This is a genomic window from Nocardioides sp. (assembly GCF_047607365.1).
Taxonomy (GTDB): domain Bacteria; phylum Actinomycetota; class Actinomycetes; order Propionibacteriales; family Nocardioidaceae; genus Nocardioides.
Window position 1 is genome coordinate 1 of the sequence record NZ_JASGDD010000190.1, and the last position, 19,460, is coordinate 19,460.

At 68.8% G+C, this 19,460-nt stretch carries 19 protein-coding genes and 1 pseudogene; 13 read left to right on the forward strand and 7 right to left on the reverse strand.

Features of this window, described 5'->3' with window-relative positions; translation table 11 throughout:
• From QM572_RS14505 to QM572_RS14530, 6 genes and pseudogenes are all read right to left on the reverse strand, one after another.
• Positions 1–1,594, reverse strand: a pseudogene (locus tag QM572_RS14505) (hypothetical protein); the annotation flags it as partial.
• A 68-nt stretch (positions 1,595–1,662) separates the two neighbouring features.
• Positions 1,663–2,763, reverse strand: coding sequence for a YgfZ/GcvT domain-containing protein (locus QM572_RS14510; RefSeq protein ID WP_415094320.1), 1,101 nt, complete (start codon positions 2,761–2,763; stop codon positions 1,663–1,665).
• A complete protein-coding gene (locus tag QM572_RS14515; protein WP_415094322.1) occupies positions 2,747–3,184 on the reverse strand; it encodes a Fur family transcriptional regulator in 438 nt (145 codons plus the stop codon). The genes QM572_RS14510 and QM572_RS14515 overlap by 17 nt, the downstream gene beginning before the upstream one ends.
• A 29-nt stretch (positions 3,185–3,213) precedes the next feature.
• Positions 3,214–3,726, reverse strand: a complete 513-nt coding sequence (locus tag QM572_RS14520; protein ID WP_415094324.1) for an FABP family protein — start codon at positions 3,724–3,726, stop codon at positions 3,214–3,216.
• Positions 3,727–3,736: 10 nt separating this feature from the next.
• Positions 3,737–4,618: a mycothiol synthase gene (mshD, locus tag QM572_RS14525; RefSeq protein WP_415094326.1), complete on the reverse strand. Its 882-nt coding sequence runs from the start codon at positions 4,616–4,618 to the stop codon at positions 3,737–3,739.
• A 3-nt stretch (positions 4,619–4,621) separates the two neighbouring features.
• Complete coding sequence (locus QM572_RS14530; RefSeq protein ID WP_415094328.1) at positions 4,622–5,374, reverse strand: response regulator transcription factor; 753 nt, start codon at positions 5,372–5,374, stop codon at positions 4,622–4,624.
• Between the two features lie 126 nt (positions 5,375–5,500).
• On the opposite strand from QM572_RS14530, the gene QM572_RS14535 reads away from it, so the two are divergent.
• The 13 genes from QM572_RS14535 to QM572_RS14595 all read left to right on the forward strand — a co-directional run bounded on the left by QM572_RS14535 (position 5,501) and on the right by QM572_RS14595 (position 18,136).
• Positions 5,501–5,908, forward strand: a complete 408-nt coding sequence (locus QM572_RS14535; protein ID WP_415094330.1) for a thioredoxin family protein — start codon at positions 5,501–5,503, stop codon at positions 5,906–5,908.
• Positions 5,909–5,986: 78 nt separating this feature from the next.
• Entirely contained in the window at positions 5,987–6,430 is a 444-nt protein-coding gene (locus QM572_RS14540) for a DUF4395 domain-containing protein (protein WP_415094332.1), read from the forward strand.
• Positions 6,431–6,483: 53 nt separating this feature from the next.
• Positions 6,484–7,332 carry a sulfurtransferase gene (locus QM572_RS14545; RefSeq protein WP_415094334.1) on the forward strand — a complete coding sequence of 283 codons (849 nt, stop codon included), beginning with the start codon at positions 6,484–6,486 and terminating at the stop codon, positions 7,330–7,332.
• A 1-nt stretch (position 7,333) separates the two neighbouring features.
• Positions 7,334–7,633 (forward strand): DUF1416 domain-containing protein, encoded by a 300-nt coding sequence (locus tag QM572_RS14550; protein WP_415094336.1) that lies wholly within the window; start codon positions 7,334–7,336, stop codon positions 7,631–7,633.
• A 223-nt stretch (positions 7,634–7,856) separates the two neighbouring features.
• Positions 7,857–8,147: a hypothetical protein gene (locus tag QM572_RS14555; protein ID WP_415094338.1), complete on the forward strand. Its 291-nt coding sequence runs from the start codon at positions 7,857–7,859 to the stop codon at positions 8,145–8,147.
• A gap of 91 nt (positions 8,148–8,238) precedes the next feature.
• Positions 8,239–9,987, forward strand: coding sequence for a DUF4012 domain-containing protein (locus QM572_RS14560; RefSeq protein WP_415094340.1), 1,749 nt, complete (start codon positions 8,239–8,241; stop codon positions 9,985–9,987).
• Positions 9,988–9,996: 9 nt separating this feature from the next.
• The gene (locus tag QM572_RS14565) at positions 9,997–11,427 is read left to right on the forward strand and encodes a polysaccharide biosynthesis tyrosine autokinase (RefSeq protein ID WP_415094342.1); all 1,431 of its coding nucleotides are present in this window, start codon (positions 9,997–9,999) and stop codon (positions 11,425–11,427) included.
• On the forward strand, positions 11,424–12,542 hold the full coding sequence (locus tag QM572_RS14570; RefSeq protein WP_415094344.1) for a glycosyltransferase: 1,119 nt from the start codon (positions 11,424–11,426) through the stop codon (positions 12,540–12,542). Before QM572_RS14565 ends, QM572_RS14570 begins: the two co-directional genes overlap by 4 nt.
• Complete coding sequence (locus tag QM572_RS14575) at positions 12,539–13,471, forward strand: glycosyltransferase (protein WP_415094346.1); 933 nt, start codon at positions 12,539–12,541, stop codon at positions 13,469–13,471. The genes QM572_RS14570 and QM572_RS14575 overlap by 4 nt, the downstream gene beginning before the upstream one ends.
• Positions 13,472–13,476: 5 nt before the next feature.
• On the forward strand, positions 13,477–14,415 hold the full coding sequence (locus QM572_RS14580; RefSeq protein WP_415094348.1) for a glycosyltransferase family 2 protein: 939 nt from the start codon (positions 13,477–13,479) through the stop codon (positions 14,413–14,415).
• Positions 14,415–15,830 (forward strand): Coenzyme F420 hydrogenase/dehydrogenase, beta subunit C-terminal domain, encoded by a 1,416-nt coding sequence (locus tag QM572_RS14585; protein WP_415094350.1) that lies wholly within the window; start codon positions 14,415–14,417, stop codon positions 15,828–15,830. The genes QM572_RS14580 and QM572_RS14585 overlap by 1 nt, the downstream gene beginning before the upstream one ends.
• Positions 15,827–16,876: a polysaccharide pyruvyl transferase family protein gene (locus QM572_RS14590; protein WP_415094352.1), complete on the forward strand. Its 1,050-nt coding sequence runs from the start codon at positions 15,827–15,829 to the stop codon at positions 16,874–16,876. Before QM572_RS14585 ends, QM572_RS14590 begins: the two co-directional genes overlap by 4 nt.
• 12 nt (positions 16,877–16,888) lie before the next feature.
• Positions 16,889–18,136, forward strand: coding sequence for a lipopolysaccharide biosynthesis protein (locus tag QM572_RS14595; RefSeq protein ID WP_415094354.1), 1,248 nt, complete (start codon positions 16,889–16,891; stop codon positions 18,134–18,136).
• Here the strand turns inward: QM572_RS14595 and QM572_RS14600 are convergent.
• Positions 18,102–19,397, reverse strand: coding sequence for a hypothetical protein (locus QM572_RS14600; RefSeq protein ID WP_415094356.1), 1,296 nt, complete (start codon positions 19,395–19,397; stop codon positions 18,102–18,104). The genes QM572_RS14595 and QM572_RS14600 overlap by 35 nt on opposite strands.
• Positions 19,398–19,460: the final 63 nt, after the last annotated feature.

Below are 19,460 nucleotides of genomic sequence, written 5' to 3' on the forward strand. Positions count from 1 at the left end.
GCGCGATCGCCTGCTCGCGCTCGGTCGCGGCGCGCGCGGCGGCCTCCTCGGCGACGATCCGCGCCGCGTGCGCCTCGGCAGCCGCGTCGCTCTGGGCCTTGGCCTCCTGTTCGGCCGACGTGCGGGCCTGGTGGGCCGACGCCGCCTCCTCGGACCGAAGACGGATCCGCTCCTCCGCACCGGCGACGAACTCCGCGTACGCCGTCTCGGCCGCGCCTCTCGCCTCATGGGCCTCGTGCGCCTCACGGGCCTTCGCGCGGGCGGCCTGCTCGGCCTCGAGCCGCGCCTCGTGGGCGGTGATCGCGACCTCGAGCTGGGTGGCGGTGGTGTGCTCGAGCTCGCTGCGGGTCTCCAGGAACGCGGTCAGCTTGCGGTCGGTCTCGGCGTGGGCCTGCTGGCTCGCGCTCGCCGCGCGCTCGGCGATCTCCCGTGCGGTGCTCAGCGCGTCAGTGGTCTCCTCGCGCACGGCGGCATGCTGTGCGGCGGTCTCGTCACGGAGCGTCGCGTGCATGGCGGCCGTCTCGTCGCGGAGCTCCGCGTGCTTCGCCTCGGTCTCCTCCCGGAGCTCTGCATGCTTGGTCGCGGTCTCCTCGGCGAGCTCGGCGAGCGAGGCGACGTGGGTGGCATGCTGCTCGTCGGTCTCGTCGCGCAGCTCGGCGTGCCTGGCCGAGGCCTCCTCGACGACCGCGAGCAGCGCGGTCAGGTGGGTGGTGTGGGCGTCGGCGAGGGAGGTCAGCTGCTCCTCGTGCAGGGCAGTCGTCTCCACCCTCGCCTGCTCCAGGAGCGCCGCGGCCGCCGCGAGGCGTGCGTCGGTCTCCCGATGGGCCTCCGCCGCGGCCTCCTCCGCCTCGGTCCGGGCCCGCTGCGCCTCCTCCGCGACGGCGGTGGCGCTCTCGACGCGGGCGAGCGCCTCGGTGGTCGCCCGCTGGGCCACCTGCTCGGCCTCGGTCCGCTCGGCCTGAGCCGCGGCCGCCGCCCGGGCGTTCTCGGCGGCGAGCGCCTCGGCGCGGTGCCGGGCCTCGAGGACCTCGCTCAGCGACTCGGCCAGGCCCTGTGCGGACCGTTCCGCCGCATCCCGGGCCACCGCCAGGTCGGTGAGACTCTGGTGCAGCTCCGCCTCCCGGGCCTGCGCGGCCTCGAGGGCCTCCTGATGGCGCCGCGTGGCTTCGGCCGTCGCGGCGTACTGCTCCGCGGCCCGCTGCTCCGCCACGCTGCGCGCCTGCTCGGCGACCAGGGCGGCGGACTGCGTCTCGCTGTGGCGCCGCAGAACGATCGCCAGCGCCTCCTCGGCCTGGATCCGCGCCGCGTGCGCGGCCGAGGCGGTCTCCGCCTGGCGGGCGGCCTGCTCCGACGCCTCCCGTGCGACTCGATGGGCCTCGGCCGCGGCCTCCTCCGCCGCGATCCGCTCCGCGGCCTGCACCGCCGCGGCCTGCTCGGCCAGAGCCCGCAGCTGATGGGCCGCCTCCGGCGACGACGCGGGCAGTGCGGAGCCGGGCGTCTCGGAGTCGTCGCCCCCACCTCGCCGGAACCAGCGACGGTCGGACGGCGACGATTCGGAGGAGCCGGACGTGGAGCCCGTCGACGAGTCGGACATAGCCCCGCGATCCTATCCGCGCGACGCGGCCCGCCCGGGGACGCTCGCACCGGCACGGCGCCGGCGGGTCAGCGGAGCGGGCGGACGTGCAGGCCGACCTCGGGATCGACGAGGATCTCCTGGGCGGCGGGCATGCCGTCGGCCGACAGCAGGGCGTCGGTCGGCACGCTCCGCTTCACCAGGCCCAGGGCGATCGGACCGAGCTCGTGGTGGCGTGCGGAGGATCCGACGAACCCGACCGGCCGTGCCGGCGCCGGGTCGCTCGTGCTCTCGCCGACCGCGATCGGTCCCACGCCGTCGAGCACCTCGGAGGCGAGATACAGCGGCGCCCCGATCGCCGGCAGACGATTCTCGGAGCCGTCCAGATGCAGCAGCGTGAGCCGGCGCGGCGGCCGCCCCAGGGTGTGGACGCGGGCGACCGTCTCCTGCCCTCGGTAGCAGCCCTTGTCCAGGTGCACCGCGGCGACCGGCCCGCCGGGCAGCCAGCCGACCTCGTTGGGGATCGTCCGGTCGTCGGTGTCGAGCCGGAAGCGCGGTTCGCCGCGGGCGATCCGGATCGCCTCGTACGCCCACATCCCAGCCGGGTCGCCCAACGCGCCCGGCAGCGCCTCGAGTTCGGAACGCGGCACGAACATCGTGCGCCCGGGCCCAGGATCGTGCATGTGTGGGATTCCGTCCGGCGTGTCAGGCCGCCCGTCGGCGTGTAATCCCGCAGATGCACGATGGGGGCCGCCGCCCGGCCGCCAGACCACCGCCAGCTCCGGCACGGACGAGACGGTCACGTCCGACCAGAACCGCATCCGGTCCAGATAGGCGACGAGCGCGGCGCCGAGGCCCGGCTCGGTCCAGGCCGTGAACGACGTGCCGTCGTCGTACCCGGAGAGGAAGTGCTCCACGTGTCCCTGCGGGGAGAGGATCAGCGCGGAGCGCCACTCCTGCGGCGCCAGCCCCTCGAAGGCCTGCGAGGTCAGCGAGTGCAGCCAGGTGAGGCGGTCGGGGCCGGAGATCCGCAGCACGTCGCGGTGCGACAGGTCCACGAACCCCGCCCCGGAGACCAGCGTGCGCTGCTCGGCGTTGAACGAGCCGTAGTGCGCCGCCACCCCGGCATCGATGCCGGAGCCCTCGACCGCGCCGGCCAGCGACAGCAGGGGGCTAGTGGTGGTGGTCATGGCTCGGCTCCTCCGGACAGTGCGTGTGGGCCCCGAAGATGGTCAGGTGGGCGACGTCGGCATCGAAGCCAAACTCCTCGCGCAGCGTCGTGGTCAACGCCGAGGCCTTCGACTCCTCAACCGAGATGACCTGGCCGCAATTCCGGCAGGACAGGTGGAAGTGGCCAGGCCCGGAGGAGACCGAGTGGTACGTCGGGGCGCGATCGCTCAGGTGCAGGTGCCGGACCAGCCCGAGCGACTCGAGCACCTCGAGGGTGCGGTAGACCGTCGAGATGTTGATCGCCGCCGACTCCTGCGACACGGCGGCGAAGATCTCGTCGGGCGTCGCGTGGCCCAGGCGGGTCACGGCGGCGAGGATCAGCTCGCGCTGGGGCGTCAGGCGGTAGCCGCGCGCTCGCAGCTCCTCCCGCCAGTCACCCACGACGCCGTCCCCTCATCGGGCCCGCCCCGTCACGCCCGCTGCAGCCGCGCCCAGCGGTGCGGCTGCATCTCCTGGCCCTCGGCCTCCATGTCGTAGGCGTAGAGGAGGTCGCCCTCGACGTTGCCGTAGAGCCGCTTGCCGGCGGTGACGTCGGGGCCGGTCTCGGTGTGGGCGACGCCGGCGGTGTGCAGTTCGATCTTGCCGTCGGCCGCCGCGCCGTACCACACCTCGATGAGGCCGGTGCTCTGCGTCAGCACGAGCTCGAGCGACGCCTGGCCGGGTGCCTCGCCCGGGAGGCAACGCAGGAAGCCGGTCTCGATGACGTCCTCGCGGATCTTCTCGCCGGTCTCGGCATCGATCACCCAGCTGCGCGACATGTAGTGGAAGAACGGCCGCCCGTCGTGGGTGAAGATCAGCTCCTGGCCGAACTGGAACGGCTCGATCGTCGGGTAGTCGCCGTGCCCGTTCCCGCGCCAGGTGCCGAGCAGCCAGGCCACCGGGCCGGCCGCGGGGGAGAGGTCATCGGGGATCTGGAAGGCCACGCTCGCGAGTCTAGGACCGCCGGCCCTGCTTGTCGGTCTCGCCGCCGGGGCGGTGAAACATGACGTGGGTGTCGGCGGGAGCATGGGTGAAGCCGAGCGACCCGTAGAGGCGTACGGCGGCGGCGTTGTCGCTCTCGACATAGAGATGCACCTCGTCGCAGTCGCTCAGGTGCTCCAGGCCGGCGACGGTCAGCAGGCGACCCAGCCCCCGCCCCTGTGCGGCGGGGTCGACCGTGACGACGTAGACCTCCCCGTGCGTGCGTCCGTCCGGCGTGCCGGGGTGCCGCTTGGTCCAGTGGAACCCCAGCAGCGCCGCCCCTTCCCAGGCCTCGATCAGCCCGGCCGGCTCGAACCAGGGCTCGGCCATGCGCTCGTGGAGGTCGGCGAGGTCCATCGATCCCTGCTCGGGGTGCCACGAGAACGCCGCCGCGTTGACCCGCAGGATCTCGGGCTCGTCGCCCGGTGCGAACCCCCGGAGAGCGACCCCGTGCGGAACGCTATGCCTGTTGGTCCGCTCGGTTGGACCACCCTGGTGGTCCAGGCGCATGACCCACAGCTCCCGCCCGGCGGTGAACCCGAACCGCGCCGCCAGCCGCCGCGCCGCCGGCGACTCCCCGTGCATCCACGCGCGGAGATGGCCGTCGCCGGTCCCGTCGAGCAGGGCCGCGGCGAGCGCGGTCCCGACCCCGTGCCCCCGGTCCTCAGGTAGTACGACGACAGCCAGCTGCCCGTCGTACGCCAGGGCGAAGCCGGCCTCGCGGACGATCGCCCGCACCGACTCCGGTCGCCTCCTGACCGCCAACGACATCGACTCGTCGAGGGGTGCGACCCCGTCAGACGCCTCGGCCGCCCCCGCGATGGCGAGGACGGCCGAGGCGTCGGACGGATCCAAGAGTCAGACGGTCTCGTCGACCCGGGGGGAGACGATGCGCGCGTCGGAGGCCGCGGAGCCGGGGCCCTCGGAGCTCTTCGTCGGCAGCACGAAGCGGTAGCCGACGTTGCGCACGGTGCCGATGAGGGTCTCGTTCTCCGAGCCGAGCTTCGCCCGGAGACGACGCACGTGGACGTCGACCGTGCGGGTGCCGCCGAAGTAGTCGTAGCCCCACACCTCCTGCAGCAGCTGCTGGCGGGAGAAGACCCGGCCGGGGTGCTGGGCGAGGAACTTCAGGAGCTCGAACTCCTTGAAGGTCAGGTCGAGGGGGCGTCCGCCGACCTTGGCGGTGTAGGTCGCGTCGTCGACGACGACCTCCCCGCTGCGGATGACGTGGGCCTCGGGGTCGGCGGCCTCGCGGAGCGCGGCCAGTCGGCCGATGGCCAGCTTGATGCGCGCCTCGAGCTCGGCCGGCCCGCAGGTGTGCAGGACGACGTCGTCCATGCCCCAGTCGTGCGAGACGACCGCCAGGCCGCCCTCGGTCACGATGAGGAGGACGGGCACATCGGTGCCCGTCGTACGGATCAGACGGCACAGGTCACGCGCATGCGCGAGATCCTGGCGCCCGTCCACCAGCAGAAGGTCGGAGTCGGGAGCCTCCAACAAAGCGCTGCCCTCGGCGGGCAGGATCTTGACGTTGTGACCAAGCAGGGAAAGCCCGGGCAGGACCTCGACGGAGGGCTGCAGGGCGCTGGTCAGCAGAAGCAGGGTGCTCATGGCGGGGGACCTCCAGTGCCATTGAGGAGCACCAAGACGCAACGCTGAGCCTCGGTGGGGTGATCGATTTGGCACTCTACCGAAACATTTCGGTCACCGTCGACGTTGTTGCGAAACGTGATAGGTGTGTGGATCGTCGCAGTCTCGGCGCTGGCCGCCGTGGCGTTCGGCGTGTATCGCCGAGTCGTCGACGGCCGCTTCCGGCCGACGTCCGCTCCGGGCACCGGGGCGCCGGCCGGTCCGGTCCTGTGGCACGGCCGCGAGCTCGGCGCGCGGGCCACGCTCGTCCAGTTCTCGACGGCCTTCTGCGCGCCCTGCCGCGTCACCCGGCGCATCCTCGAGGACGTCGCCGCCACCGAGGCCGGGGTGCGGCACCTCGATCTCGACGCCGAGCACGAGCTGGCCCTCGTGCGCGAGCTCGGCATCACCCGTACGCCGACCACGCTGATCCTGGACGCGGGCGGCCGCGAGGTGGCCCGTGCCGCGGGCGCTCCCCGCAAGGACCAGGTGCTCACCGCGCTGCCTGACGCCTGAATCTCACAATTCGGACGTAAGTCCACATTCTGGGATCTCGACTTGGACCGACACGACCGCGCCCATACCGTTGCTGCCATGTCCACCCCCGGCATCGACCCACGCGGCCCGCGCTTCACGGCGTCCGTGACGGTCGTCCTGGTCGCGCTCGCGATCCTGACGCTCGCGCCCGCTCGACCGGTCGCGCTCGTCCTGGCGGCGATCCAGACGGCGCTCTTCGCGCTCGGCGCGCTGCGCGGCGTTCAGTCCACGCCGACCGGCGTCGTGTTCCGCCGGCTCATCCGTCCGCGCCTCGCGCCTCCGATGCACCTCGAGGACCCAGCGCCCCCGCGGTTCGCCCAGACGGTGGGCCTGGTCTTCGGCGTGGCCGCGCTGGTCGGCATCGTGGCCGGACTCGAGCCGCTCGCCTACGTCGCGCTCGCCTTCGCCCTGGTCGCGGCGATCCTCAACGCCGCCTTCGGCTTCTGTCTGGGGTGCGAGCTCTACCTCATCGGCAAACGCCTCACCCCCGCAGCACGCTGACCTTCCGACTCCGGCTTCCGAGCTTCAACAGCTTCAACAGAAAGAGAATCGACATGACTCGCGAGAACGCGCTCGTCTCCGCCCAGTGGGTGGAGGACCACCTCGGTGACGACTCCATCGTCCTGATCGAGGTCGACGAGGACACCACGGCCTACGAGAAGGGCCACATCAAGGGCGCCATCAAGCTCGACTGGACCACCGACCTCCAGGACCCGGTCCGCCGCGACTTCGTCAACAAGGCGCAGTTCGAGGAGCTCCTCTCCGCCAAGGGCGTCTCCAACGACGACACCGTCGTGCTCTACGGCGGCAACAACAACTGGTTCGCCGCCTATGCGTACTGGTACTTCAAGCTCTACGGCCACCAGGACGTGAAGCTCCTCGACGGCGGTCGCAAGAAGTGGGAGCTCGACTCCCGCGAGCTGACCGACGAGACCGTGGAGCGGCCGACGACGTCGTACACGGCGCAGGACCAGGACGCGAGCATCCGCGCCTTCCGCGAGGAGGTCGTGGAGGCGATCGGCACCAAGAACCTCGTCGACGTCCGCTCGCCCGACGAGTACGCCGGCCGCCTGCTCGCGCCGGCGCACCTGCCCCAGGAGCAGGCCCAGCGGGCCGGTCACATCCCGACCGCCGCCAACGTGCCGTGGAGCAAGGCGGCCAACGACGACGGCACCTTTAAGTCCGACGCCGACCTCAAGGAGCTCTACACCGAGGCGGGTGTCGACTGGTCCAAGGACACGATCGCCTACTGCCGCATCGGCGAGCGCAGCTCGCACACGTGGTTCGTCCTTAAGGAGCTGCTCGGCCAGGAGAACGTCAAGAACTACGACGGCTCGTGGACCGAGTACGGCTCGCTCGTGGGCGTCCCGGTCGTGCTCGGCGACGAGGCCGGGGAGGCCTGACATGTGCGGAGCCACTACGGGAGGCCTGAGCCTCGCCGGCGTCGACGTCGCCAAGGAGGCCATCATCCAGGGCCAGGTCACGCGTGCCGGTGAGCCGGTGAGCGGCGCCTACGTCCGACTCCTCGATCGCAGCGGCGAGTTCACTGCGGAGGTACCCACGAGCGCCAGCGGACACTTCCGGTTCTTCGCAGGAGACGGCCAGTGGACCCTGCGGACGCTCGCTCCGCGCGCGGAGGTCACCGACCGCCTCGTCCGCGCGCAGACCGGTGAGATCGCGGAGATCGAGATCGCCCTCGCCTAGCCATCCACAGGAAACGCTGTGCCCCCGTTCACGTGTGATCGGGGGCACAGTTGCGTTTCTTCTCAAGAAAATCTGTACTGGTCTAGACCACTAGGTGAATCCTCGGTTTCGAATCCGTCCGAATGGGTCTTTCGACTTGCGTGGAGCGTTCCAATCTGCTGAGGTTGAGGCTCAACCAGAGATCGTCTGGGGATCTCGGACCCCGGCGCAGGAGGAAACAGACATGATCAAGAAGTTCATCGCAACGACTGCCGCTGCGGTGGTCCTCGGTTCTGGCGCTGTGGCCTTCACCGGCGGATCTGCCGACGCCGCTACCTACGGCCCGCCGAACCCGATCCCGGCCTCGCAGAAGAAGCCGACCATCAAGTACATCAAGAAGATCGCGAACAAGAAGGGCAAGCTCACGGTCAAGCAGACCAAGAAGCTGCTCGCGAAGATCGACGCTCTCTATGACAGCGGCCTCATCACGAGCGTGCGTCGCGCCAAGCTCCGGGTGTACGTCCTCTCTCGCTGACCCTTTTTCACATCGCTGGAATGGGCCCCCGGTCTCATAGCCGGGGGCCCGTTCTTTGCGCCATGATGACTGAGGAGGAAAGAGAGCTCTCGTGCACGTGCGACACCCCTGGCGCTGGATCCTCGGCGTACTGATCCTCTTGGCCCTGCTCTTGGCCGCGTACGCCGGCTGGCTGGCCTGGAGCACCGCCCGGAGCCTGTCGGCGGCAGCCGACGACGCCCGTGCCCTCAAGTCGGCAGCCATGGCCGGCGACGACGCGGCGACCCAGGCCGGCTTCGACGAGTTCGTCGCGCACGTGCACACCGCTCGGTCGAGGACCGACTCGAAGGTGTGGTCGCTCCTCACCCATCTGCCCGGCTACGGCGATGACGCCCACGGCGTGCGCACGGTCAGCCGGGTCGCCGACGAGCTGGCCACCGGCGGACTGGACGACCTCGTCGACCACGTAGGCAACCTCGACGCGCTGCTGCCCACCGGGGGTGGCATCGACCTCGCGCAGGTGGCGGAGCTGCAGGAGCCGGTGGCGGCGAGCAAGAAGGCGCTCGATCGGGCCAACGCCGACCTGGAGGCTGAGGACACCACCCACTTCGTCGACTCGGTCCGGCTCAAGTTCCGCGATCTGCAGGCGCAGATCTCCTCTGCGGCGAGCTCGATCGACTCCGCGGACCGAGCGCTCGCCGTGCTCCCGGCGATGCTCGGTGGCGACGGATCGCGGACCTATCTGCTCGTGATGCAGAACAACGCCGAGATCCGCGCAACCGGCGGCCTTCCGGGAGCTGTCGCGGAGATCACGGCCAAGGGCGGCAAGCTCAGCCTCGTCAAGGAGCGCTCGGGCTCGTCCTTCGGCGAGGCGTCGTCGCCGGTCCTGCCGCTCAGCGCCGCCGAGAAGACGCTCTACGGCGAGAATCTGGGACGCTACTTCCTCGACGCCAACCTGACGCCCGACTTCCCCCGCAGCGCGGACCTGTGGAAGGCCCGCTGGGAGCAGGTCGAGTCGTCGAAGGTCGACGGCGTGATCTCGATCGACGCCGTCACCCTCTCCTACCTCCTCGGGGCGTACGGCCCGGTCACGGTCGACGGGATCCAGCTGACCCAGGGCAACGTGGTCGACGAGCTGTTGAGCAAGGTCTACGTCCGTTACACCAATCCCGATCAGCAGGACGCCTTCTTCGGGGCGGTGACGACCGCGATCTTCAACGAGGTCACCACCGGGACGGCCTCACGGTCCGACCTGCTCAACGCCCTTACCAAGGCGACCAAGGAGCGCCGCGTGCTCGTGCACGACTTCCACGACGAGGAGCAGGCGAAGCTCGCGGGGACCACGATCGCCGGAGAGCTCGACGCGAAGATCGCGGATTCGCCGCAGGTCGGCGTGTATCTGTCCGATGGAACGTTGAGCAAGATGTCGTACTACCTGCGCTACAAGACGAAGGTCAGCGCCACCTCCTGCCGGAACGGAGTCCAGAGCCTGCGCGGCACCATGACGCTGACCTCCACCGCTCCCGCCGACGCGGCCTCGAGCCTGCCTGCCTACGTCCTCGGTGGCTCGACGGGCGCGGTCCCCAAGGGCGACCAGCTCGTCTACCTCACCCTCTTCGCGCCGACCGGCGGGACGATCACGCCGATCGACATGAACGGCGTGAACTTCCAGCAGCAGAACGTCGACCTCGACGGCCGAACGGTCCGGCGCACCTGGATCCAGCTCCAGCCGGGCGAGTCCGTCGACCTCTCGTGGCGGATGACGACCGGCAAGGGCCAGACCGGCGACCCCCGCGTGAACTTCACCCCCTCCATCGACCCGGGCGCTCCCGCCAGTGCCACCGTCAAGACCGCCTGCTAAGGAGTGCTCGTGGAACTCAGCGACTATCTCAAGATCCTCCGCCGCCGCTGGCTCTCGATCGCGCTCATCGCGGTCCTCTGCTGCGCCGCGGCGCTCGCACTGACGCTGACGCAGACGAAGAAGTACTCCTCGAGCGCCCGCCTCTTCGTGTCGACGACGACGTCCGACGACAGCAGCGCCCTCAACTCGGCCGGCCAGTTCTCGGTACAACGGGTGCAGTCCTACGCCGATCTGGTCAGCAGCCGCGAGCTCGCATCGACGGTCATCTCCGATCTCGGGCTCGACCTGACGCCTGGTGAGCTGGCCAGGGAGGTGAGTGCTGCAGTGACGACCAACACGGTCAACCTGACCCTGACGGCGACCGACCCGGACGCACACCAAGCCCAGCAGATCGCTCAGTCGTACGCCGAAGGCCTTGTCGACATGGTCCGGCAGCTGGAGACGCCGCCCGGTGAGACGGTGGCGCCGATCAAGGCCACGATCGTCGATCAGGCGAGCTTCTCCGCGACACCGGTCGCGCCCCAGCCGAAGCGCAACGCCGCCCTTGGACTGGTCATCGGACTTGTCCTCGGTTTCGGGCTCGCGGTCCTCCGGCAGACGCTCGACACGCGAATCAACTCCTCTGCGGACCTCCAGGAGATCACTGACAAGCCGGTCCTGGGCACGATCGGGCTCGACTCGAACGCGAAGGAGACGCCGCTCGTGACGGCGATCCCCTCGCATTCTCCCCGCGCGGAGGCCTTCCGCGTGCTGCGAACCAACCTCCAGTTCGTCGACGTCGACACCCCGAACAAGGTGTTCGTGCTCACCTCGGCCATCCCGGAGGAGGGCAAGACCTCGACCTCGATCAACCTCGCGCTGAGCATGGCGCAGGCGGGCGTGAGGACCCTGCTGATCGAGGGCGACCTGCGGAGGCCTCGCGCAGCCATGCGCCTTGGCCTCGACGGCGCGGTGGGCGTGACGAACGTGCTCGTCGGCAAGCTGAAGTTCGAGGACGCGCTCCAGCAGGACGACGAGACCGGCCTCGACTTCCTCGCGTCGGGGCCTGTTCCGCCGAACCCGGCCGAACTCCTGCAGAGCAAGGCCATGCAGGAGCTGCTCGCCCAGCTGCGTGCCACGTACGACGTCGTCATCATCGATGCGCCGCCGCTGCTGCCCGTCACGGACGCTGCGCTGCTGTCGACCCATGCCGACGGAGCGATCCTCGTCGTGCGTCACGGCAAGGTGACCCGAGACCAGGCTCGTCTCTCCCGCGACCGCCTCGAGCAGGTCGACGCTCGCCTTGTCGGCGTGGTGATGAACATGGTGCCGACGAGGGGCCGTGGATACGGGTACGGGTATGGCTACGGGTATGGCTACGGGTATGGCTACGCGCCGGACCGCGCGCCCGTCGACACGGCGGCCGGCGGCGGCGAAGCGACGACGGAGTCCGCGTCTTGACGATCCGGACACTGGTTTCGCATGAATGGGTGGAGTCGGTCGGCGGAAGCGAGAATGTCTTCCGGGAGTTCCTTCGTGCCCTGCCGCAAGCCGACGCACTGGCTCTGTGGAATGACATGCCGCAGAGCTTCGATCGAACGGTGGGGGAGACGTGGCTCGCCAGGTCGCCTCTTCGTGGTCGCAAGGCGTTGAGTCTCCCTTTCATGACGTCGGCGTGGCGGCGAATCGACCTCGCCGGGTACGACCGCGTCGTCGCCTCATCCCACGCGTTCGGCCACCAGCTTGCCTACTTTGCGGCCCTTCGTGGGTTGGAGGCGTTCTCCTACGTGCACACCCCGGCGCGCTACGTGTGGGCACCCGAGGTCGACCCGCGAGGAGCGGGGCTCTCAGTTCGCACGGCGAGCCGGCCTCTGCGCAAGTGGGATGCGGCGCACACGAGCTCGCGGGTTCGGTATGCCGCGAACAGCTACTTTCTCCGGGATCGGATCGAGCGATCCTGGAAGCAGCCATCGTCGGTGATCTACCCGCCGGTCGATGTCGAGCGCATCCGCTCAGTGCAGCGGTGGGCGGATCATCTGACGGACCAGAGCGCGGCGACCTTCGAAGCGGTGACCAAGGAGCCGTTCCTCTTCACCGCATCTCGATTGGTGAGCTACAAGCGGGTCGACGTCGCCATTCGAATCGCGGCTGACCTCGGCCTGCCGGTCGTGATCGCGGGCGGCGGCCCGGAGCTTGAGGATCTGACGAAGCTGGCCGATGAGATTGGTGCAGTGGCCCACTTCGTGGGACGAGTGGGCGACGAATTCCTCTACGCGCTCTACCAAGAGGCGATGCTGTTCGTGTTTCTCGCGATCGAAGACTTTGGGATCATGCCGGTCGAGGCCATGGCCGCTGGGACGCCGGTGCTGGTCAACAGTATTGGTGGAGCCGCCGAGTCCGCCGAGTTGCTCCGAGGGGGTCTGACAGTCCGGGCCGAAGCCCCTGCCGAAGAGCTGCGTGAGGTCGCGCGGGCGGCGTGCGCCCTGTCGATGGACGGGCTGCCCGCGAAGGCGGAGGCGAATTTCTCTCGCCAGGTCTTCGCCGACCGGATCCGTGAATGGCTGGATGAGGCATGACGCAGACTCCAGATCTTCCGAGGGCGGCGGTGCTCGTCCTGAGCTATCGGACATCGGCGATCGTGTCGGACCTTCTCGTCTCCCTGAGTCGCACTCCGTCGAGTGAGCGACTCGTGGTCTCCGTGGTCGACAACAGCGTGGACGACGTTGAGTTCGATGAGCTGATGTCGCGAGTAGCACCGTTCCAGGGGCGGTTCGCTCAACTGCGTGTCACCCGTTCTCCGTCCAATGGCGGGTATGCGACGGGCAACAACCTGGCGTTCCGAGCGGTGGCGGATGAGGTCTTCGACTGGGTGTTTGTGATCAACCCCGACGTCACGGTCGACGCCGGAGACCTGCTTGACACGGTGGCTGACCTGGATGTCAATCGACCGGATGTCTACGGCTTCCGCACCCTGCAGCACGGCGAACTGCAGTCCGGGCTCGCGCGCATGAGCCTGTGGACGGGCCGCACCTCGTGGATCCTCCACGGTGAGGAGCCGCCGTCGAAGAGCCACTCGATCGTCTACGCGGCCGGCCACTGCTTCGCCACCTCCCGCCGGACATGGGAGCAGGTAGGCGGGTTGCACGAGGATTTCTTTCTCTATTGCGAGGAGGCTGAGTACGCCTTGGCTGTCGAACTCTTGGGTGGCCGCTCGCTCGTGCTCGAGGGTCTCTCGGTCTGTCACGCCAGCGGCATCTCGACAGGCTCGCAGCAGGGCAAGTCGGCGCTCACCGCCTACAACGCGACGAGAAGCGCGGCCGTTCTTCTGCGCCTCCATCGTCGGCTGGCCTACCACCTGCCTGTCCTCGTCGTCGTACGGTCAGCCTGGGCTGCGACGTATGCGGTTCGCGGGAGGGGATCGATTGCGCGGGCGATCCTGCGTGGCCTGATCTCAGGAACCGCAGGTCGGCTCGGACTGCGGAGCGGAATGGGTAGCCCCTCATGATCGGAATGAGTGAGAGCACTGTTTCCGTGGTCATTCCGAGTGTGGGCCGGCCCGCGCTGCGGGCGGCGATCCAGTCGGCCTTGGGCCAGACCGTGCCACCCCTCGAGGTGCTGGTGTGTCTCGACACTGCCGACGATATCTCCGATGTGCTCGGCGACCTGGCCGACGACCCACGTGTGCGCCTCCTTCGCGTCGGGCCCGGACACGGCGGCAACGCTGCCCGGCAGGCGGGTATCCAGAACGCGGCGGGGCGGTTGATCGCTTTGCTGGACGACGACGATCTTTGGGAGTCGCGCAAGCTCGAGCTGCAACTATCGGCAATTGCCGGTCTTGCCGGCGACGACTGGCTCGCCACCTCCCGGCTCGTGGCCCGGACGCCGACTGGCGATCAGGTATGGCCGGCAAGGCTGATCGCAGCCCGCGAGTCCGTCCCCGACTATATTTTCCACAAGCGCAAGGTCAGGGGCGGGATCGGGTTCGTCCAGGCATCGACGTTGCTGTTTCCGGCCGCCCTCGGCAGGCGGGTGCCGTGGAACTCCGAGATCAAGTTCCACCAGGACATCGACTGGCTCGTCAGCCTCGATGAGGTGCTTCCGAACCTCACCGTCGTGCAGCTTCCCGAGGCGCTGACGATCTACCACGTCGGCCAGCCGACGGTCTCGCGCACGCTCGACCCAGAGCTCTCGTGGGCATGGGCGCTCCGTCGCCTTTCAGGAAGTCCGCGGAGCCTCGGTGACTTCGGGATGACGAGCGTGACGACGTACGCGGCTCGGCGGGCCAACCCACTCGGAGTCCTCAGGTACGCCGCCCGCGCGCGGCGTGTCGGCGCGCCGAGCCTCGCAGCGACAGCGTTCGCCGGGTATCAGTTCGCCATGGCCGTTCGACTCTGGACAACCTTGCGGCTGCGTAGGCTGATCGCGAACCGACGGAGAGGGAAGCACTGATGGGCAGTCTCGAGAAGGTCATCGATGCCGATGCGTGCGTGGGGTGCGGGGGCTGTTCGGTGGCGACAGGCGGGGCGATTCCCATCACCCTCACGCCGTATGGGACCTACCTGCCGGAACTCGACGGTGTGGCGCCGGAAGTCGAGGAGGTCGGAGCGCTGGCGTGCCCGTTCGCCGACACGACGCCCGACGAGGACGAGCTCGGCGCTGCGCTGTATCCCCAAGCCGATTCCGACCCGCGGATCGGCCGCTTCACCGGTCTCTACGTGGCGAGGATCGAGGACGACGAGACCGTGGTAGGCAGCAGCTCGGGCGGTCTGACGACATGGATCGTCGCCCAGTGGCTACGCGACGGCGTCATCGATGGTGTCATTCATGCTGGCCCAGGCGACGATCTCCTCTTCATGTACGTCGTCTCGACGACCGCGGACGAGCTCTACGGCCGCCGCAAGTCGCGCTATCACGCCGTGGAGTTCTCCCAGGCCGTGTCGCAGATTCGTGGCGACGGGAAGAAATACGCCTTCGTGGGGGTCCCCTGCATGGTCAAGAGCGTCCGGCACATCTGCCAGGGGGACGAGGTCCTCGCCGGACAGATCGTCCGGACCGTCGGTCTGGTGTGCGGGCACATGAAGTCGGCGGCCTATGGCGAGTCGATGGCCTGGCAGCTCGGAGTCTCTCCGACCGAGGTCGAGACGGTGGACTTCCGTGTCAAGAACCCTGGCATGCTCTCTCGGCAATACAGCTTCGGGGCGCTCGGGCCGGGCGGCTGGAAGACGGCGCAGACCGCCTCGCTCGTCGGTGGGAACTGGGGGCACGCGGTCTTCCAACTCGGGGCCTGCAACTACTGCGACGACATCTTCGCCGAGGGGGCCGACGTGGCGGTGGGCGACGCATGGCTGCCTCGGTTCGAAGGTGACTGGCGCGGCACGAATGTCATCGTCACTCGCCGGACGGACGTCGACGAGATGTTCGCCGCAGGGTCGACAAATGGGGAGTTGTGGGTCGAGTCCGTCTCCGCCGACGCCGTCGCGCACACGCAGGCGGGCAACTTCCGTCACCGGAGGCAGGGGCTGGCGGTTCGTCTCCACGACGACGACTCCGCAGGTCGCTGGCGCCCGCGCAAGCGGGTCGAGGCATCGGTGGATGGTCCCGATCGCCGTCGAATCGAGCTCATCCGACGCCGCCGCGAGCTCTCCCACGTCAGCCACGACCTCTTCCTCGAGGCCAAGCGTGCGGGAGACCTGTCGCGCTATCTGACCCGGGTGCGTCCGTACCTGGACCGGCTGGACCGCCTGGGCAAGCCTTCGCTGCTCTCGCGTGTCACGCTGCGTCTCCAGCGGGAGTTCTGGCGGTCCATGGCGTGGCTGCGGGAGCGCACTCGACACGTCCGCCACCGCGAGATTCAGGGGAAATGATGACGGACTCTCGGCTCTTCGTGTCGATCACTGGTGACTACCCGAACATTGGCGACGCCTTCATCCGACGTCAGGCGGTGACGTGGGTTCGTCCCGCAGGGAGGGCGACCGTATATGCGCGCAGCGCGCCGGAGTCGTGGAAGCGGTCGGTGGGTATCACACCTGAGGACCGCGAGATCGATAGCGGTCGTTTCAGGTGGCTGCGTGCGATTCTGACCTCTCGCCGTGCTCCGGTCGTCGCCTTCGAGCCGGGCGCGATCGATCTCGACTTGGCTGCTCTCCCGCGTGAGCTCTCCTTCCTCGTCATGGCGCTGTTGGTCCGACTGCGCGGCGGCACGGTCGTCCTGCCTCCTCGCGCTGTGGCTGCGCACCACCCGCTGACCGTCCTCGTGCATCGTCTCCTGTGCAGAGTTGCGACCGTAGCGCTCTGGCGTGACAAGCGAAGCCTCGAGCTGGTGGCCGCGGGCTCCCTCTCCCCCGACATCGCTTTCGATGGCGACGCGAGGCCGGGACTGGTCCCCAGCGACCGACGCTTCCTGGGCGTGAGCCTGCGCGGCAAGCGGCAGAACGTCGGCGATGAGTGGATCGGCATCGTGCGCCAGTTCGCCGCGGCCAACGATCTGGAGATCCTGACCTTCGCCCAGGTCGTCGACGACATCGAGCGAGCGCGAGACCTTGCCGGTCGCCTCGGCGGAACCTATTCGGAGTGGGTGGGCGACGATCTGGCCCAGGAGGCGGAACTGCGCGCGTTGTACGACGAGTGCCGCTGTGTCGTCTCGGATCGCCTGCACGTGCTGATCATCTCGAGTCTGAGCGGATCGGTCCCGATCGAGTTCGTGCCGGAGCCGACGCCGAAGGTCTCGGAGACTTTCGCGATCGTCGGATACGCGGGCATGAGCGAGTCGAGCGATCGTCTGGGGGACGACGACGCGCTGGCCTTCCTTGGCGCGCAGATCGGTCGACAGGACGAGCTCCGCGCGGCGATGGAACGAGGCAGGTCTGAGCTGTCTTCTTTCCGCGACCGAGCACGTGCCCGGGTCGAGTGAGGCTCCGCGGGGTTGAAGCGAAACGCGACTGCCATCGCAGTCCAAGCGGCCGGGCAGCTTGCGCTGATCGGCGCCGTGCCGATCCTCACTCGGGTCTACGGACCAGCGTCACTGGGCAGCTACCAGCTGGCGACCTCCATCGCTCTCGTGGTGCAGCCCATCGCTTCCAGGAGGCTCGAATTTCGAATCCCGGTGGAGCCGCACGGGGGCGGGGCGGTAAGGCAGTACCGGAGCGGTGTCCTCTTCGCAGCGGTGCTCTCTGCCGTCCTGGCGGGTGGTGCCCTGGCTGCGCGCTGGCAGGGCCACCCGCACCTCGCAGGGACGCTTCTCATGGTCGGCACGCTGCTCTTCGCCACGGCGCTGGCGGTGCTGGACAACGCACTCCTCGTTCGAGACCGGGCGTTCATGAGACTCGGTGTTCGGAACTTCGTGTCGGCTGTTGTGGCGGTCTTGATCCAGCTGGCGTTCGCATGGGCCGGTGGTCCGGTCGTCGGCCTCGCGTTCGCCATCCTCGGAGGTCGGCTCGCCGGGATCCTCACCACCCGCGTCGCCGTCTCGTCGGGCGTGGCCCCCGTGCCGGAGAGCGCGTCGGCGAGCTCCCGCTCGCTCACGACGACGGTCGTCACGATCATGGCCGGCGTCGTGTCCAACAGCAGTGTGTACGGCCTGACGATCCTCACTGCGGCGCTTGCGTCTCCGATGGAGACCGGGCAGGTTGGCACGGCGCAGCGGATCACCTCGAGCCCGGTCGGGCTGATCGGCCAAGCCCTCTCCCAGCAGTACCAGGGGCTCGCTTCCGCCAACGTCCGGGATGGCAGGCCCGTGCTCGCGCCGTTGACCCGCCGGTTCGTCTGGCGGATCGGCGCAGTTGCGCTGGCCTTGGCGGCGACCATGGCGGTGCTCGGGCCGATCCTTGCAACCCCGGTACTCGGGCGAGAGTGGCACGACGCCGGCGTGGTCATTGCGCTCCTTGCGTTGCCGGTTGCGATGCAGATCGCGATCGCGCCCACGATTCCGTTGCTGGTCATGCTCGGCCGCGAGAGGGTGCTGCTGACGAACCAGCTGGTTCGGTTGTGCGGAGGCCTCCTGGCTGGCGGCATTCCCGTCCTGGTCTTCCACGCGAACTACCTGTGGATGGTGGGCGGCTACGCGCTCGCGACCACCGCGGCCTACCTTGCGACATTGGTGTTGACGCTCAGAGTCGCCGCGGCGCACGACGCGACGGTCAGGTCAGCGGCGTCGGCTCGGCAGCGGTCGTGATGCTCGGGCGGGCCTTGTCGCCTCGCTTGCCGACGATCAACGTCGTCGCCCAAGCTATCCCGCCGAGGAAGAGCACCACAGCCACGTTGTTGAGCACGATGTACGCGAACTCGCCCTTCGAGACCCAGCGGTAGAGGCAGAGACAGAGCAGGCTCAGGAGCGTCCCGGAGGTGACGGTCTTCGGAACTGTCACCTCGGCCCGCCCCAGGATGAAGCCGACCACGGCCATCAACGCCAGGGCCGGAATCACGGTGATCGTCAGCACGGCTTCGGCGAATCCCGAGACGGTCACGGGCACGATGAAGACCGTCGACTCAGGAGAGACCCCGATGATCGAAGCCGACACCGCGTGTTCCAGTGTGTAGTTGATGTCAGTCGGCAGATGCGCGTACTTCCCGAGCAGGTAGGAGAAGTCGGTGAGGATCGGCGGTCCGCCGGTCGTGACGAAGTGGTGATTGAGTGCGTAGTAGGTCGGTTGTGAGGGAACGGTCGTGAGCCGATCCCACAGCAGGGCGAGAGAGCTCTTCCCGGTCTTCGACGTCGTGCCGTACAGGCTGGCAACGAACCCGAAGTAGATGATCGGCAGCGGCACAAGGCTGATCAGCCGGGCGACCAGCGCGCCAAGACGCCGAGGATTCGCACGGAGCACGGCGTTGACGCCGATCCACACCACGATGAGCGTGAACATCCCTCCCTTGAAGCCGCCGAGGAGTCCCGTCAAGACCTGAAAGACGGTGGCGAGTCGCCATGGGCGATATTCACGCCAGCGGACTCCTCGTGAGCTCGCGTTGGCCGACGCGAGCATCCAGGCTGCGGTGGTGCCGTAGCCATACATCCGACCGGGGATTCCGAAGAGGCCCGACGAGGTGAAGTCGAAGCGCCTGGTCTCGACGTCGCTCGCGAAGATCGGGAAACCGAGCTTGTACAGGTGGTAGATCGCCAGAACGCCGGCAACGACTACCACCGCGTAAACCCCTTCGTCGGCCCACGGCCGACCGATTCGGCGAGGTTTGTCGGTCGCGGCCGCGGCCGCGGTCGCCCGTGTCCGGCGCGAGGCGAAAAGGTAGCCGGCGCACAGCGACACCACCGAGGCTGCCGCTAGAAGGTAGGTCGAGTTCGGCCAGCCCAGCGACGTGTCCAGATCCTGCAACCCGACGACCCGCAGTGCTTGTGTTGCCACGATCACGGCCGCGAACCCTGCGCGGAATCGCCAAAGTCCGGCCACGACGACCATGACAGCAAGTAGATTGACGAATGCCATGGACCCTCACCCCTCGCACGCTTTGGCCGCGACCAGGTTGGCGGACGCTTGGCGCACGAACAT